Origin of the sequence: Derxia lacustris, assembly GCF_002105195.1 — a bacterium.
In the GTDB taxonomy this organism is placed as follows: Bacteria; Pseudomonadota; Gammaproteobacteria; order Burkholderiales; family Burkholderiaceae_E; genus Derxia; species Derxia lacustris.
On sequence record NZ_MUHU01000010.1, the window covers coordinates 179,853 to 194,735 of the forward strand.

At 66.3% G+C, this 14,883-nt stretch carries 11 protein-coding genes; 3 read left to right on the forward strand and 8 right to left on the reverse strand.

Annotated elements, in window-relative coordinates:
- Positions 1-39 precede the first annotated feature (39 nt).
- From rpiA to B9P64_RS25680, 6 genes are all read right to left on the reverse strand, one after another.
- Complete coding sequence (rpiA, locus tag B9P64_RS10900) at positions 40-756, reverse strand: ribose-5-phosphate isomerase RpiA (RefSeq protein WP_085316259.1); 717 nt, start codon at positions 754-756, stop codon at positions 40-42.
- A gap of 124 nt (positions 757-880) precedes the next feature.
- Entirely contained in the window at positions 881-2,698 is a 1,818-nt protein-coding gene (lpdA, locus tag B9P64_RS10905) for a dihydrolipoyl dehydrogenase (RefSeq protein ID WP_085316260.1), read from the reverse strand.
- Positions 2,699-2,779: 81 nt separating this feature from the next.
- A complete protein-coding gene (locus B9P64_RS10910; protein ID WP_085316261.1) occupies positions 2,780-4,888 on the reverse strand; it encodes an AsmA family protein in 2,109 nt (702 codons plus the stop codon).
- Positions 4,889-5,031: 143 nt separating this feature from the next.
- Positions 5,032-6,696: a dihydrolipoyllysine-residue acetyltransferase gene (gene aceF, locus B9P64_RS10915; protein WP_085316262.1), complete on the reverse strand. Its 1,665-nt coding sequence runs from the start codon at positions 6,694-6,696 to the stop codon at positions 5,032-5,034.
- A 17-nt stretch (positions 6,697-6,713) separates the two neighbouring features.
- On the reverse strand, positions 6,714-9,431 hold the full coding sequence (aceE, locus tag B9P64_RS10920) for a pyruvate dehydrogenase (acetyl-transferring), homodimeric type (protein WP_085316263.1): 2,718 nt from the start codon (positions 9,429-9,431) through the stop codon (positions 6,714-6,716).
- A gap of 167 nt (positions 9,432-9,598) precedes the next feature.
- The gene (locus B9P64_RS25680; RefSeq protein WP_176256800.1) at positions 9,599-9,796 is read right to left on the reverse strand and encodes a hypothetical protein; all 198 of its coding nucleotides are present in this window, start codon (positions 9,794-9,796) and stop codon (positions 9,599-9,601) included.
- On the opposite strand from B9P64_RS25680, the gene B9P64_RS10925 reads away from it, so the two are divergent.
- Together B9P64_RS10925 and B9P64_RS10930 are read left to right on the forward strand one after the other, a co-directional pair.
- The gene (locus B9P64_RS10925; protein ID WP_176256801.1) at positions 9,783-12,134 is read left to right on the forward strand and encodes a PAS domain-containing sensor histidine kinase; all 2,352 of its coding nucleotides are present in this window, start codon (positions 9,783-9,785) and stop codon (positions 12,132-12,134) included. The genes B9P64_RS25680 and B9P64_RS10925 overlap by 14 nt on opposite strands.
- Before the next feature lie 20 nt (positions 12,135-12,154).
- Positions 12,155-12,814 (forward strand): response regulator transcription factor, encoded by a 660-nt coding sequence (locus tag B9P64_RS10930; protein WP_085316365.1) that lies wholly within the window; start codon positions 12,155-12,157, stop codon positions 12,812-12,814.
- Between the two features lie 15 nt (positions 12,815-12,829).
- Here B9P64_RS10930 and B9P64_RS10935 read toward each other — a convergent pair whose 3' ends face one another.
- Entirely contained in the window at positions 12,830-13,114 is a 285-nt protein-coding gene (locus B9P64_RS10935) for a polyhydroxyalkanoic acid system family protein (RefSeq protein ID WP_085316265.1), read from the reverse strand.
- 64 nt (positions 13,115-13,178) lie between these two features.
- Complete coding sequence (gene pncB / locus B9P64_RS10940; protein ID WP_085316266.1) at positions 13,179-14,348, reverse strand: nicotinate phosphoribosyltransferase; 1,170 nt, start codon at positions 14,346-14,348, stop codon at positions 13,179-13,181.
- Positions 14,349-14,506: 158 nt separating this feature from the next.
- On the opposite strand from pncB, the gene fdxA reads away from it, so the two are divergent.
- On the forward strand, positions 14,507-14,830 hold the full coding sequence (gene fdxA / locus B9P64_RS10945; RefSeq protein WP_085316267.1) for a ferredoxin FdxA: 324 nt from the start codon (positions 14,507-14,509) through the stop codon (positions 14,828-14,830).
- Positions 14,831-14,883 lie beyond the last annotated feature (53 nt).

The window sequence follows — 14,883 nt, forward strand, 5'->3', positions numbered from 1 at the left end:
GAGCTTCGGAAGCTATCGGTGGCGTATGACGCTCGGATGTCATTTCGCAGGCACGGCGGCCACGAGCGTGCGAACGCCCTTGGTCGTGCCCAGCAACAGCACATCGGCCGGACGGCGCGCAAAGATGCCGTGGGTGACGATGCCGGGAATCTGGTTGAGACGTCCTTCGAGTTCGACCGGGTCGGCGATGCTCAGCCCCTTCACGTCGAGGATGACGCAGCCGTTGTCGGTGAGGAAGGCGCTGCCGTCGGGCTTGAGCCGCCAGTTCACCTCGACGAGAGGATGCTCCTTGGCCAGCTTCATCAGCTCGCGCGCGACGTAACTGCGTGCCAGCGGAATCACCTCGACCGGCAGCGGAAACTTGCCGAGCTTGTCGACGAGCTTGGATTCGTCGGCGATGCAGACGAACTTGTCGGCCACCGCCGCGACGATCTTCTCGCGCGTCTGGGCGCCGCCGCCGCCCTTGATCATGTGCATGCCGGCGTCGATCTCGTCGGCGCCGTCCACGTACACCGGGATGTCGCGCACGCTGTTGAGATCGAGCACCTCGATGCCGTGCTTCTTGAGCCGAATGGCGCTGCGTTCGCTGCTGGCCACGGTGCCGGCGATCTCGCGCGCAAACGGCGCGAGCGCATCGATGAAGAGATCGGCCGTGGAGCCGGTGCCGATGCCGAGCACGGCGCCGGTGCCCAGATAGGGCTTGATGGAGTCGATCGCGGCCTGCGCGACGGCTTGCTTGAGTTCGTCCTGAGTCATGGTCCCGACCGTAGCTAGTGTGCCGGGCCAGTGTATCAGCGGGCACATGACGCACTGCGCAAGAAGCCTGCCAGTCGCTGACTGCCAGAACGCGGACCGGCCCGTCGAGCCGGTCCGCGCCGCCTTACTTCTTGCGCATCGGCGGCAGGTCGGTGCAGACGCCTTCGGCCACCTCGGCCGCCATGCCGATCGACTCGCCGAGCGTCGGATGCGGATGGATGGTCTTGGCGATGTCCACCACGTCGGCGCCCATCTCGATGGCCAGCGCCACCTCGCCGATGAAGTCGCCCGCATGCGTGCCGACGATGGCGCCGCCAATGATGCGATGCGATTCCTCGTCGAAGATGAGCTTGGTGAAGCCTTCATCGCGCGTGTTGGCGATGGCGCGACCCGACGCCGCCCACGGGAACTTGCCGACCTTGACCTTGATGCCGGCCTTCTTCGCTTCTTCCTCGGTGGTGCCGACCCAGGCCACTTCCGGATCGGTATAGGCCACGCCCGGAATCACGCGCGCGTCGAAGAAGCTCTTCTGGCCGGCGGCCGCCTCGGCAGCCACATGCGCCTCATGCACCGCCTTGTGCGCCAGCATCGGCTGGCCGACCAGATCGCCGATGGCGAAGATGTGCGGCACATTGGTGCGCAGCTGCTTGTCGACCGGGATGAAGCCGCGATCGGTCACCGCCACGCCGGCGTTCTCGGCGCCGATCTTCTTGCCGTTGGGGCTGCGGCCCACGGCCACCAGCACCAGGTCGTAGAGCTGGGGCTCGGCCGGCGCCTGCTCGCCCTCGAACGTGACGGCGATGCCTTCGGGCCTGGCTTCGACGCCGACCGTGCGCGTCTTGAGCATGATCTTGTCGAAGCGCTTGGCGTTGTACTTCTGCCAGACGTTGACCAGATCGCGGTCGGGGCCGGCCATCAGGCCGTCGAGCATCTCGACCACGTCGATGCGCGCGCCGAGGGTGGAGTACACCGTGGCCATTTCCAGCCCGATGATGCCGCCGCCGATGACCAGCATCTTCTTCGGCACCGAGCGCAGTTCGAGCGCGCCGGTGCTGTCGACGATGCGCGGATCCTCGGGCACGAAGGGCAGCTTCACCGGCTGCGAGCCGGCCGCGATGATGGCCTTGTCGAACTTGATGACCTGCTTCTCGCCCGACAAGTCCTGGCCGGTGCCGGCGGTCAGCGACACCTCAAGATGATGCTCGTCGATGAAGCGGCCCAGGCCGCGCACCGTGCGCACCTTGCGCGCCTTGGCCATGCCGGCCAGACCGCCGGTGAGCTTGCCGACCACCTTTTCCTTGTGCGCGCGCAGCTTGTCGATGTCGATCGCGGGCGGCGCAAAGTCGACGCCGAGCGCGCTGAAATGCGAGGCCTCGTCGATGACCGCCGCCACATGCAGCAGCGCCTTCGACGGGATGCAGCCGACGTTCAGGCACACGCCGCCAAGCGTCGCGTAGCGCTCGACGATGATCGTGTCCAGGCCCAGATCGGCCGAGCGGAAGGCGGCCGAATAGCCGCCGGGGCCGGCGCCGAGCACCAGCATCTGGCAAGTGTGGTCGACCTTGCCGGCATAGGCCGAGGCGGCGACGGGCGCGGGCACCGGCGCGGCGGCCGGTGCGCTCACCGGTGCCGGAGCCGGCGCGGCGGCAGCCGGCGCGGGTGCAGCGGCGGCCGGCGCAGACGCAGGCGCAGCGGCACCGGCCGCCGCCTCGGCGATCAGGATCACCGTGCCCTTGCTCACCTTGTCGCCGACCTTGACCTTGATCTCCTTCACCACGCCGGCCGAATCCGACGGCACTTCCATCGAAGCCTTGTCCGATTCGAGCGTGATGAGGCTCTGCTCCTTCGCGATCGTGTCGCCGGGCTTGACGAGCACTTCGATGACTTCGACCGCGTCGAAATCGCCGATGTCGGGGACTGTCACTTCGATGTTCTGGCTCATCGCATCTCCTGGCTTATTGAGTGAGCGGGCTCGTGGTCCGCTGTGGTCTGTTCTTGCGAACGAACGGGTAAAGATGAAATTTCAATGCAGGTTCTGGCGCGGCACGGCGGCCTTGCCGCCGCCGGGTGCCTGCGCCGGCCGGCGGCCGCTTGCGAGCAGCTGCGCGCAAGCGACTTCAGGCTGGTGTTCGAGGCCGGGCACGATCAGCGGAACGATGGCCGCCGGCGCGGCGATCAATCCCAGCGCCAGCGCGCCGCCGGCCCGCAGCAGCAGCGGCAGCTTGTCGAGCGACACGTCGGGATCGGCGAAAGTGCCGGCGATGTCGATCGGCGTGCGCAGCGACACGATGCGCAATCCGGTCGCGTCGGGCTTGACGCGCAGGGCCAGCGTTTCGTCGCGGAAATCGGCCTGGCCGGTGATGTCGATGCGCGCCGGCTCGGTGGAAAACTCGCCACGCCGCATGCGCGCCACGCCGTGGTCGAGCGCCATGTCGATCAGCGCGCAATGCAACGCCACGGTCTTGTCGCCAAACAGCTTGCCGACCACATAGCTGCCCACGTTCAGGCCGGCCAGCTCCAGCAGCTGCTTGCTCAGCACGCCATCGCGGGTGACGAACTTGAGCTCGCCATTGCCGCCCGCGAGCATCGCGGCGATGGAGTCGCCGCGCGTCTTGACCGCGGCCGCGCCATTCACCTCGCCGACGCTCTTGCGCAGCAGTTCCAGCTCGGGAAACAGCCGCGCCAGCTGCAGCCGGCTGGCGCGCAGTTCGAGCGCCACGTCGAGCGGCGCCTGGGCGCTGTCGAGCGTGGCGCTGGCCTGCACGCGCCCGCCGGCCAGACCGAAGTCGAGCGGATCGAGGCTGAGCCGGCCGTTGTCGAGCACCGCATGAAACGTCAGGTCGGCAAGCGGAATCGAGGCGTCGTTGAGCACCCGCTCGCCGGTGAACTTCACGTCGGCGTCCATCGTCTTCCAGCGCGCGGTGTCGAACCTGTTCTGCGGCAGCACCTTGCCTGACCTGGCGGTGCCGGATCTGGGCTTGGCCGGCGCCGCATCGGGCGTCACGCCGATCAGCGGACCGAGATCGGCCAGCCGCAGCTGCCTGGAGCGGAATTCGCCGTCGAAGCGCGGGCGCGGCTGCTTCGATGCATAGCTCAGCCGGCCGGCGATGTCGCTCGCGCCGACCTGCCCGGTGAAATCCTCGTAGCGCCAGGTCGCCGCATCGGGCGCCAGGCTGCCGACCAGCCGGCCCTCGGTGCGAAAGCGCCGCGTCGCAGGCAGCACGATGCCGGTGATGTCGTAGAGATCGGCCATCGATTCGGCCTCGACCTTGAGCTTGAGATCGATGCCGGACAGCGCGAGCGGGTTCTCGATGAAGCCTTCCGCCTCGGCCTGGGTGCGGCCCACGCTCGCGGCGGCGCGCGCCGGAAAGCGCATGTCGGCCTGACCGAGCCTGAGCACGCGGCCCAGTTCGCCCTCGCCCTTGACCGGCGCCTTGCGGTATCTGCCGCCGAGCGTGAACGCAAGCCCGTAGCGGCCGTCGCGCGGCGGCTCGACGGTGCGCCAGTCGAGCGCCAAATCGAGCTGCTGCGGCGCGTCCGAATACACGAAATGCCCCTGGTCGATTTCGAGCGAGCGCACTTCCACCTTCCAGGCGGACGACACGTCGTCCTCGCTCTTCCTGAACGTCCAGTTGTTGCGTTCGGCCTCGCGGCGCAGATCGACCGACGGCTCGCGCACCACCACCGACCGCAACCGCACGGTGTGCTCCAGCAGCGCCAGCGGCGCGAGATCGACGCGCAGCTGCTTCACCTCCACCATCCGCTCGGGTCGGCCTTCAGCAATGGCCCAGTCGGCATTGGCAAGGCGCAGATCGCCCGCATGCAGTTCCGGATGCGGAATCGCGCGCGCCCAGAAGCCTTCGCCGTCGTCGCCGCGCCGCCAGTCCAGCGCCAGATCGCCGGCGATCTCGAAGCGCCGGTCGAGCGCGGTCGAGACCCGGTCATTGATCCAGGGCCTGAAGCGGTTGAGATTGACGGTCGAGACGAACACGACGAGGGCGATGAGCAGGATCGTGACGAGCGCGGCCAGCAAGGCCAGCGCACGGCCGACGCGCGCAAGCGGCGAGCGGCGGCCCGGATTCGGACCGGCGGGCGCAAGCCGCGCCGGAAGGGGGCGGGAATCGTCGTGCATGGCTGTCCTCGGCTTGGGGTGAATGCAAATTCACCTTGCGCGCCGGCTTCAGCCCGACAAACCCGCGAAAACGCCTGATACGCCGCTTGCAGCCCCGCGCCGACCCGCCTTGGGGCAAACGCCGAGCTGCAAGCGGTTGCGCGTCAGAGCAGCACGCGCCGCAGGTCGGCCAGCGTTTCCGACAGATAGGTCGTGAAGCGCGCCGCCTGCGCACCATCGATCACGCGATGGTCGTAGCTCAGCGAGAGCGGCAGGATCAGCTTGGGCTGGAAGGCCTTGCCGTCCCACTTCGGCTTGATCTCGGTCTTGCTCAGACCGAGGATCGCCACCTCGGGCGCGTTGATGATCGGCGTGAAGGCCGTGCCACCCACGCCGCCGAGCGACGAGATGGTGAAGCTCGCACCCGACATGTCGGCGCCCGACAGCTTGCCGTCGCGCGCCTTGGCGGCGAGCTCCGACGTTTCCTTCGCGAGCTGGGCGACGCCCTTCTTGTCGCAGTCGCGCAGCACCGGCACCACCAGCCCGTTGGGCGTGTCGGCTGCAAAGCCCAGGTGGAAGTACTGCTTGAGGATGAGGTTCGCGCCGGTCTCGTCGAGCGAGCTGTTGAAGGCCGGGAACTTCTTGAGCGCCGCCACCGCCGCCTTCATCACGAAGGCCAGCATCGTCACCTTCACGCCCTGCTTGGCGAGCGCCTCGTTGGTGTCCTTGCGGAACTGTTCGAGGTCGGTCACGTCGGCTTCGTCGAACTGCGTGACGTGCGGAATCATGGCCCAGTTGCGCGCCAGGTTCTGGCCGCTGAGCTTCTTGATGCGCGACAGCGGTTCGACCTTGGTCTCGCCGAACTTGCTGAAGTCGACCTTCGGCCAGGGCAGCAGATCGAGCCCGCCGCCGAGCGACTTGCCGGCTGCGGCCGGCGCGGGCGCCGGAGCTGCCTTGGCTGCGGCGATCACGCCCTTGACATAGCCCTGCACGTCGGCCGTGGTGATGCGGCCCTTGGGTCCGGTGCCGGTCACGCCGGTCAGATCGACGCCCAGTTCACGCGCAAACATGCGCACCGACGGCGACGCATGCGGACGCTGGCCGAGCGGCACTTCGGGCACCGGTTCGGTCGGCGGCGCCGGACGCGCGGCGGCAGCCGGCGGCGGCGTGGTGACGACCGTCGGCGCGGGGCCGGCGGCAGGCGCCGCAGCCGCCGGAGCCGGCGCAGCCACGGCCGGTGCGGCACCGGCGGCAGTTTCCACCAGCCCGATCAGATCGCCGCTGTTCAGCTTGTCGCCGAGCTTGACCTTCAGCTCCTTGAGCACGCCGCCGACGCTCGACGGCACTTCCATCGACGCCTTGTCCGATTCCAGCGTGATGAGGCTCTGCTCGACCTTGACGGTGTCGCCGACCTTCACCAGCACCTCGATCAGCTCCACGTCCTTGGAGTCGCCGATGTCGGGCACGCGCACCTCGACGATGCCGCCGGGCGCCGCGACCGGCACCGGTGCGTCGCTGGCTTCGGGCGCGGCGGGCGCCGGCGCCAGTTCGGCCACCGGTGCACTGGCCGGTGCCGGCGCGGCGGCCGCGCCTTCAACCTCGACCAGCAGCACCAGATCGCCGGTATTCACGCGGTCGCCGAGCTTGAGCTTCAGCTCCCGCACCACGCCGGCCGTGCTCGACGGCACTTCCATCGATGCCTTGTCCGACTCCAGCGTGATGAGGCTTTGCTCGACCTTGACGCTGTCGCCCACCTTCACGAGGACTTCGATGACCTCGACATCCTTCGAGTCCCCGATGTCGGGGATCTTCACTTCTACGAGACTCAATTTGGACTCCGTCGTTCTTATTGGGTCACCGGATTCGGCTTGCTCGGATCGATGCCGTACTTGGCGATCGCCTCGGCCACGGTGCTGGCGGGAATGCTTCCTTCATCGGCCAGCGACTTGAGCGCCGCGATGGTGATGAAGAAGCGGTCCACCTCGAAGAAGTGGCGCAGGCGGGCCCGGAAGTCGCTGCGGCCAAAGCCGTCGGTGCCCAGCACCGTGTAGCTGCGGCCCTTGGGCATGAAGGCGCGGATCTGCTCCGAGAACATCTTGATGTAGTCGGTGCTGGAGATGATCGGGCCGCTGCTCGCGCCGAGCTGCTGCGCCACATAGGGCACGCGGGCGGCTTCGGTCGGATGCAGCAGGTTCCAGCGCTCGGCGTCCTGGCCTTCGCGCGCCAGCTCGGTGTAGCTCGTCACGCTCCACACGTCGGCGGTCACGCCCCAGTCGGCTTCGAGCAGGTCCTTGGCCGCGAGCGATTCGCGCAGGATCGTGCCGCTGCCCAGCAGTTGCACGCGCTTGTCCACGCCTTCCTTGCCGTCGACCAGCTTGTACAGACCCTTGATGATTCCCTCTTCCGTGCCCGGCTTCAGGCCCGGATGGGCGTAGTTCTCGTTCATCACCGTCAGGTAGTAGAAGACGTTTTCCTGGTCTTCCACCATGCGCTTCACGCCGTGCTGGACGATCACCGCCAGCTCGTGAGCGAAGGTCGGGTCATAGCTCACGCAGTTGGGGATCGTGGCGCTGAAGATGTGCGAATGGCCGTCCTCATGCTGCAGGCCTTCGCCGTTCAGCGTGGTCCGGCCGGCAGTGCCGCCGAGCAGGAAACCGCGCGCCTGCATGTCGCCGGCCGCCCAGGCCAGATCGCCGATGCGCTGGAAGCCGAACATCGAGTAGTAGATGTAGAACGGCAGCATCACGCGGTCGTTCGTCGAGTACGACGTGGCGGCGGCGATCCAGTCGGCCATCGCGCCGGCCTCGTTGATGCCTTCTTCCAGAATCTGGCCGGCCTTGTCCTCGCGGTAGTACATCACCTGGTCCTTGTCGACCGGTTCGTACAGCTGGCCTTGCTGGCTGAAGATGCCCAGCTGCCGGAACATGCCTTCCATGCCGAAGGTGCGCGCCTCGTCGGGGACGATGGGCACCACGCGGGGCCCAAGTTCCTTGTCGCGGATCAGCTGGACCAGGAAGCGCACGAAGGCTTGCGTCGTGCTGATTTCGCGGCCCTCGGCGGTCGGTTCCAGCAGGCTCTTGAAGAATTCCAGCTCGGGCGCCTTGAAGCTTTCGCTGCTCTTCGGGCGCCGCGACGGCAGATAGCCGCCCAGCGCCTTGCGGCGTTCCTGCAGGTACTTCATTTCCGGCGTGTCCTGGCTCGGACGGTAGAACGGCAGATCGTCGAGCTGCTCGTCCGACACCGGAATGCCGAAGCGGTCGCGGAATTCGCGCACCGACGCCGCGCCCAGCTTCTTCTGCTGGTGGGTCGTGTTCTTGCCTTCGCCGATCTTGCCCATGCCGAAGCCCTTGACGGTCTTGGCGAGGATGACGGTCGGCTTGCCGTGGTTGTCGGTCGTGGCCGCCAGATAGGCGTTGTAGACCTTGTTGGGATCGTGGCCGCCACGGTTCAGGCGCCAGATGTCGTCGTCGCTCATGTGGCCGACCATCTCCAGCGTCTCGGGCGACTTGCCGAAGAAGTTCTTGCGCACATAGGCGCCGTCGTTGGCCTTGAAGTTCTGATATTCACCGTCGACGGTGTCCATCATCACCTTCTGCAGCGTGCCGTTCTTGTCCTTGGCGAGCAGCGGATCCCAGTACGAGCCCCAGATCACCTTGATGACGTTCCAGCCGGCGCCACGAAACTCGGCTTCGAGCTCCTGGATGATCTTGCCGTTGCCGCGCACCGGCCCGTCGAGGCGTTGCAGGTTGCAGTTGATGACGAAGACCAGGTTGTCGAGCTTTTCGCGCGCGGCCATGCCGATCGCGCCGAGCGATTCCGGCTCGTCCATCTCGCCGTCGCCGCAGAAGGCCCAGACCTTGCGCTTGCTGGTGTCGGCGATGCCGCGCGCATGCAGGTACTTGAGGAAGCGCGCCTGATAGATCGCCATCAGCGGCCCCAGACCCATCGACACGGTCGGGAACTGCCAGAACTCGGGCATCAGCTTGGGATGCGGGTAGGACGTGATGCCCTTCTTGTCAACGTCCTGGCGGAAGTTGGAAAGGTTGTCCTCGGTGAGCCGACCTTCGAGGAAGGCGCGGGCATAGATGCCGGGCGCCGAATGGCCCTGGATGTAGAGCAGGTCGGCGCCGTCCGGATGCTCGGGGCCCTTCCAGAAATGGTTGAAGCCCACGCCGATCATCGTCGCCAGCGAGGCGAACGAGGCGATGTGGCCGCCCAGCGAACCGCCGTCGGGCGTCTCGATCTTGTTGGCGCGCACCACGGTGGCCATGGCGTTCCAGCGCATCCACGACCGCAGGCGTTCCTCGTAGTCGAGGTTGCCCGGGAACGGCTGTTCCTTGGTGGCGGGGATGGTGTTCACGTAGGCCGTGTTGGCCGAGAACGGAACGTAGGCGCCATTGCGGCGCGTGAGATCGACCAGCTTTTCGAGCAGGTCGTGGGCGCGATCGACGCCCTCGCGTTCGATGACGGACTCGAGCGCGTCGAGCCATTCGCGGGTCTCGACGACGTCGGGATCGCGGGAATCGTTGGCCGCGGACAGCGGCGCATTGGGCACAGCGGACATGAATGTCTCCTCTCAGGTGCGCGGTGGCGGAACTGCCCCAAGCGTCGGCGAAGCGGCTTTGCTTTCACCTAGGTAGTTGTCTGGGGCACCTCCTCCTCCGAAGGCGAGCGAATTCTATTTTGCGAATCGTGAGTTGTGATTTCTCTATGTGATAAATCGTTTGAATTTCAGATCGCGCTTTCACGCATCCCTCGGCCCGAGCGATTCGTCCACAATCGCAGGCCCGAATCGGCAGGTTTCATGAACACCTTTCCCTCCTCCCAAACCAGCCGTGGCGCCACTCCGGTGGGCGATCCGGCTGTGCGGCGCGAACCGCTTTCGCGCTGGTACTGGCTCACGCCACTGATCTCGATGGCGATCTTCATCGCCGTGATGGGCAGCGGCGCCTGGTGGCTGCATCGCCAGCAGCAGTCGCTCGAACGCGAAGTGCTGTTCCGCGATACCGAAACCGCCGCGCAGACCGTGCGGCTGCGCGTGCTGTCGCAGCAGGACGCGCTGTCGTCGCTGGCGCGCAGCCTCGCGGCAGAGGAAATCGACGAGAACGGCTTTCGCACCCGCGCCCGCGAACTGGTGGCGCAGTACGGCGAGCTGAATTCGGTCGCCGCCGTCGATGCGCAGCGCAATCTGCGCTGGGCCGAAGTGCGGCCCGAAGTGGGCGGCAGCGGCTGGCAGCCGGGCATGCCCATCCTCGAATCGGAACCCACGCTCAACTACAACCGCGCCCGCGATGCGCGCCAGGCGCGCTACAGCCGCGTGTATTCGCGCTCCGACCGCAAGGTGTTCGACGTCGCGGTGCCCGTGTACATCGGCGCGCGCTTCTCGGGCATGGTCATCGCCACCTATTCGATGGCCAATCTGCTGAGCAATGCAGTGCCCGCCGAAGTGCGCAGCAAGTACAAGGTCGAGATCCACGACCGCGAGGAACGCGCGATCGCCGGCGAGGGCGACCAGTTCGACGAGCTGGGCCTGGAGTACTCGCTGCTGCTCGATCCGCCCGGTGACGGCATGCGGCTGGTGGCGCATGCCGATGCCCAGCGGCCGCACTTCCGCACCAACCTGCTGCTGTGGCTGGTGCTCGGGCTGTCGGTGTTCATCATCTGGTCGCTGGCGAGCGTGTGGCGCCACATGCTGCGACGCGCCGCCGCCGAGCAGCAGCTGGAGCGCGAGGCCGGCTTTCGCCGCGCGATGGAAGACTCGATGCTCACCGGCATGCGCGCCATCGACATGGAAGGCCGCATCACCTACGTCAACGCCGCCTTCTGCCGCATGACCGGCTTTGCCGAGCACGAGTTGCTGGGCGCCGTGCCGCCCTACCCCTACTGGACCGCCGAGGACATCGCCAGCAAGTGGGACGAGTTCGCCGCCGTGATGAGCAGCCGCGCCTACCGCGACAACCTCGGGCTGGAGGCCACGGTGCAGCGCAAGGACGGCAGCCGCTTCGCCGCCCGGCTCTACCTCTCGCCGCTGATCGACGAGCGCGGCGCGCAATTCGGCTGGATGACGTCGATGACCGACATCACCGAGCCCAAGCGCGTGCGCGAAAGCCTCGCCGCCGCGCATGAGCGCTTCACCACCGTGCTCGAAGAGCTGGACGCGGCGGTGTCGGTCGTGGCGCCGCCGGCCGATCCGTCGCTCGGCGAGGCCGAACTGCTGTTCGCCAACCGCTACTTCCGCCAGCTGTTCGGCAACGATCCCGACGGCCACGCCAAGCTGGCCGGTGCCGCGCCGCCCGATGCCGCCACGCCCGGTGCCGCGCACGAAGTGCATTGCGCCGACATCGACCGCTGGTTCGAGGTGCGCCGGCGCCAGATCGAATGGGTCGACGGCCGCCGCGTGGAAGTGCAGATCGCCACCGACATCACCAGTCGCGTCATGAGCGAGAACCTGCAACGCCAGCAGCACGCGCGCGAAGCCTGGACCTCGCGGCTCATCACCATGGGCGAGATGGCGTCGAGCCTGGCGCACGAGCTGAACCAGCCGCTCACCGCCATCGCCAACTACTCGATGGGCACGGTCGCGCGGGTCAAGTCGATCATGGCGCGCGACCCGGAAAGCCGCGCCGGCGAGCTGCTGCCGCCGCTGGAGAAGACCGCGTCGCAGGCGCAACGGGCCGGCGCGATCATCCGGCGCATCCGCGAGTTCGTGAAACGCCGCGAGCCCAACCGCAAGAAGGCATCGGTGCAGGCCATCCTCGACGACGCCATCGGCCTGGTGGAGTTCGACGCGGTCAAGCGTCAGGCCGTGATCGAGACCGATCTCGACGCCGATCTGCCGGCCATCGCGGTCGACCCGATCCTCATCGAGCAGGTGCTGGTCAACCTGATGCGCAATGGCATCGAGGCGATGGCCGACGCGCGCGAGCGCCGTCTGACCGTCGGGGCGCATGTGTACACCGACGCCAACGGCGTGTCGGGCCTCGCCATCGACGTGATGGATCGCGGCCATGGCATCCCGGCCGAAGCCGCCGCGCAATTGTTCGAGCCCTTCTACACAACCAAGAGCGAAGGCATGGGCATGGGGCTCAACATCTGCCGCTCCATCGTTGAATTCCACCAGGGCCGGCTCTGGGCCGAGAACAATCCCCCATTGAACGGCGCACCGAACGGTTGCACCTTTCACCTACGTTTGCCGTTCCACGAGGCAGGTGAATCGTCCGCCGGCACCGGCAACCCCGAAGTCACCACCACGGTGACCCCATCCTGAAGCCACACCAGGAGATGTTCATGCTTGCCACCCCCCTCCGCTCTTCCAACGCGCCGGCCACCACCACCCAGCCGCCCACCGTCTTCATCGTCGATGACGACGAGGCCGTGCGCGACTCGCTCGCCTGGCTGCTCGAAGCCAACACCTACCGCGTGCAGGCCTTCGACTCGGCCGAAGCCTTCCTCGAAAGCTACGAACCGCTGAAGATCGGCGTGCTGCTGCTCGACGTGCGCATGGCCGGCATGAGCGGTCTTGAGCTGCAAGAGCGCCTGAACCAGATGGGCAATGGCGCGCGCTTCTTCCTGCCGATCATCTTCATCACCGGCCACGGCGATGTGCCGATGGCGGTTTCCACCATGAAGAAGGGCGCGGTCGATTTCGTCGAAAAGCCGTTCAACGAATCCGAGCTGCGCGCCATCGTCGAACGCATGCTGGCCCAGGCCCAGACCACCGCCGCCGACAACCTGCGCAAGCGCGCCGCCGAGGAAAAGCTCGCGCGCCTCACGCTGCGCGAACGTCAGGTGCTCGATTGCATCGTGGCGGGTCGGCTCAACAAGCAAATCGCCGATGACCTGTCGATCAGCATCAAGACCGTCGAGGCGCACCGCGCCAACGTGATGGAAAAGCTCGGCGTCGCCAATGTCGCCGATCTGCTCAAGCTGGCGCTCAGCCAGCGTTGAGCTGCGCGCGGGCGCTCAGCCGCCCGCCGCAATCGCCTTGTCGATCGACGCAGCCAGCTGCTGCTCGATCGGCGCAGCAAAGGCGGCCAGCATCAGGCCCAGTTCGATCTTCACGTCCACCTGGGTTTCGCTCACGTCGAGCCGCCCCTCCACGCCGGGCCGCGCAAACTTCAGCGCATTGCCCTCCCAGTGGCTCTCCAGCCCGAATTTCTCGCTCAGCTTGTCGACCACGCGTTGGGACGCCGCCTTGGCGCGCTCCAGTCCGAGCGTGTGCTTGCGATTGATCGAGATGGTGGTCATGCGCGCTTCCTCGGCGAGATTTGCAAAACGCCGAGCTTAAGCGGGCGGCGCAATTTCAATCGCCTCAATTGGCGATCTGGAATACCTGGCGCAGATAGGCCAGATAAGCGACGTCGTCGCACATGTTCTTGGCCGGCGAATCAGACAGCTTCGCGACCGGCGCGCCATTGCAGCGCACCATTTTCATGACGATCTGGAGCGGCTCGGGACCGACGTCATTGGTGAGATTGGTGCCAATGCCGAATGCCAGCCGCGCCCGGCCGCGAAACCGCCGATAAAGCTCCATCACCAGACTGAAATTCAGGCCATCCGAAAACACCATGAGCTTGGTGCGCGGATCGCAACGATTGCGCGTCCAGTGCTCGATCATGCGTTCGCCCCAGATGAATGGGTCGCCCGAATCGTGGCGCGCGCCATCGAAGAGCTTGCAGAAATACATGTCGAAGTCGCGCAGGAAGGCGTCGAGCCCGTACACGTCGGACAGCGCAATGCCCAGATCGCCGCGGTACTCGCGCGCCCAGGTTTCGAGCGCGAAGGTCTGCGAATCGCGCAGCCGAGGGCCGAGTGCCTGACAGGCCTGCAAGAACTCGTGCGCCATCGTGCCGTGCGGCACCAGCCCGTGCTTCATCGCGTACCAGACGTTGGATGTGCCGGCGAAACGCTCGCCGAGGCCGTCGCGCAAGGTCAGCAGCACTTCCTCCTGCCAGTCGCGCGAATAGCGGCGCCGGGTGCCGTAATCGGCAATGCGCAAATCGTCGAATTCGCTGTCCCGGGTCAGCAGCGCAATCTTGTCAGTGAGGCGCAGGCGCCCTTCGACAAAATCGGTACCCGGCGGCAGATTGCGGAAATACACCTCGTTGACGATTGCCAGCAGCGGAATCTCGAACAGGATGGTGTGCAGCCAGGGCCCTTCCACCGCCACTTCGAGCTGGCCGTCGGGCAATGGCGCAATCCGCACATATTTCTGATTGAGCCGGAACAGCCCGAGAAAATCGGCGAAATCGCTCTTCACAAACCGCAGCCCACGCAAAAACGCCAGCTCGGCTTCAGTGAATTGCAGAGTGCTCAGATGCGCGATCTCGGCGCGGATCTCGTCCACATGGCGCGCCAGATCGATACCCGGCGTGCGGCAGCGGAAGCGGTATTCGGCATGCGCGCCCGGGAAGTGATGCAGCACCACCTGCATCATCGTGAACTTGTACAGGTCGGTATCGAGCAGTGACTGGATGATCATGACGGGTACGGTCGGCAAAGACCGGGCGCCGTGTGGGCAACACGGCTGGGGACGAAAAGTGCTCGGTTAGAATCCGGGGCTTGCTCAAACAGGGTCGGTGCAGGTGGGTACGGCATCCGAACCAGGCTCACCAAACTCATCGCTTTCGAGGTTTTTCCATGACTCACGTTGTGACCGAACAATGCATTCGCTGCCGTTATACGGATTGCGTGGACGTCTGTCCGGTCGATTGCTTTCGCGAAGGCCCCAATTTTCTGGTGATCGATCCCGAAGAGTGCATCGACTGCGCGGTCTGCATTCCCGAATGCCCGGTCAATGCCATCTTTGCCGAGGAAGACGTGCCGCAGGATCAGCTTGCCTTCGTGGCGCTCAATGCCGAACTGGCCAAGAGCTGGCCGTCGATCACGCGCCAGCACGACGCCCTGCCCGACCACAAGGAATGGGCGAACGTCCCGGACAAGCTCAAGTACCTCGAACGCTGACCGTCATGCCCGGTGCGATTCGCCACCGGGCGTGAATGGCTCAGCCGGGCGAA

What these genes read in the sequence shown, in the direction of transcription:
- B9P64_RS10910 (WP_085316261.1), bottom strand. Translation starts at nt 4,888, where the DNA reads ATGCACGACGATTCCCGCCCCCTTCCGGCGCGGCTTGCGCCCGCCGGT.
- aceE (WP_085316263.1), bottom strand. Translation starts at nt 9,431, where the DNA reads ATGTCCGCTGTGCCCAATGCGCCGCTGTCCGCGGCCAACGATTCCCGC.
- B9P64_RS25680 (WP_176256800.1), bottom strand. Translation starts at nt 9,796, where the DNA reads ATGAAGATCGCCATCGAGATCAGTGGCGTGAGCCAGTACCAGCGCGAA.
- B9P64_RS10930 (WP_085316365.1), top strand. Translation starts at nt 12,155, where the DNA reads ATGCTTGCCACCCCCCTCCGCTCTTCCAACGCGCCGGCCACCACCACC.
- pncB (WP_085316266.1), bottom strand. Translation starts at nt 14,348, where the DNA reads ATGATCATCCAGTCACTGCTCGATACCGACCTGTACAAGTTCACGATG.
- lpdA (WP_085316260.1), bottom strand. Translation starts at nt 2,698, where the DNA reads ATGAGCCAGAACATCGAAGTGACAGTCCCCGACATCGGCGATTTCGAC.
- B9P64_RS10925 (WP_176256801.1), top strand. Translation starts at nt 9,783, where the DNA reads ATGGCGATCTTCATCGCCGTGATGGGCAGCGGCGCCTGGTGGCTGCAT.
- B9P64_RS10935 (WP_085316265.1), bottom strand. Translation starts at nt 13,114, where the DNA reads ATGACCACCATCTCGATCAATCGCAAGCACACGCTCGGACTGGAGCGC.
- fdxA (WP_085316267.1), top strand. Translation starts at nt 14,507, where the DNA reads ATGACTCACGTTGTGACCGAACAATGCATTCGCTGCCGTTATACGGAT.
- rpiA (WP_085316259.1), bottom strand. Translation starts at nt 756, where the DNA reads ATGACTCAGGACGAACTCAAGCAAGCCGTCGCGCAGGCCGCGATCGAC.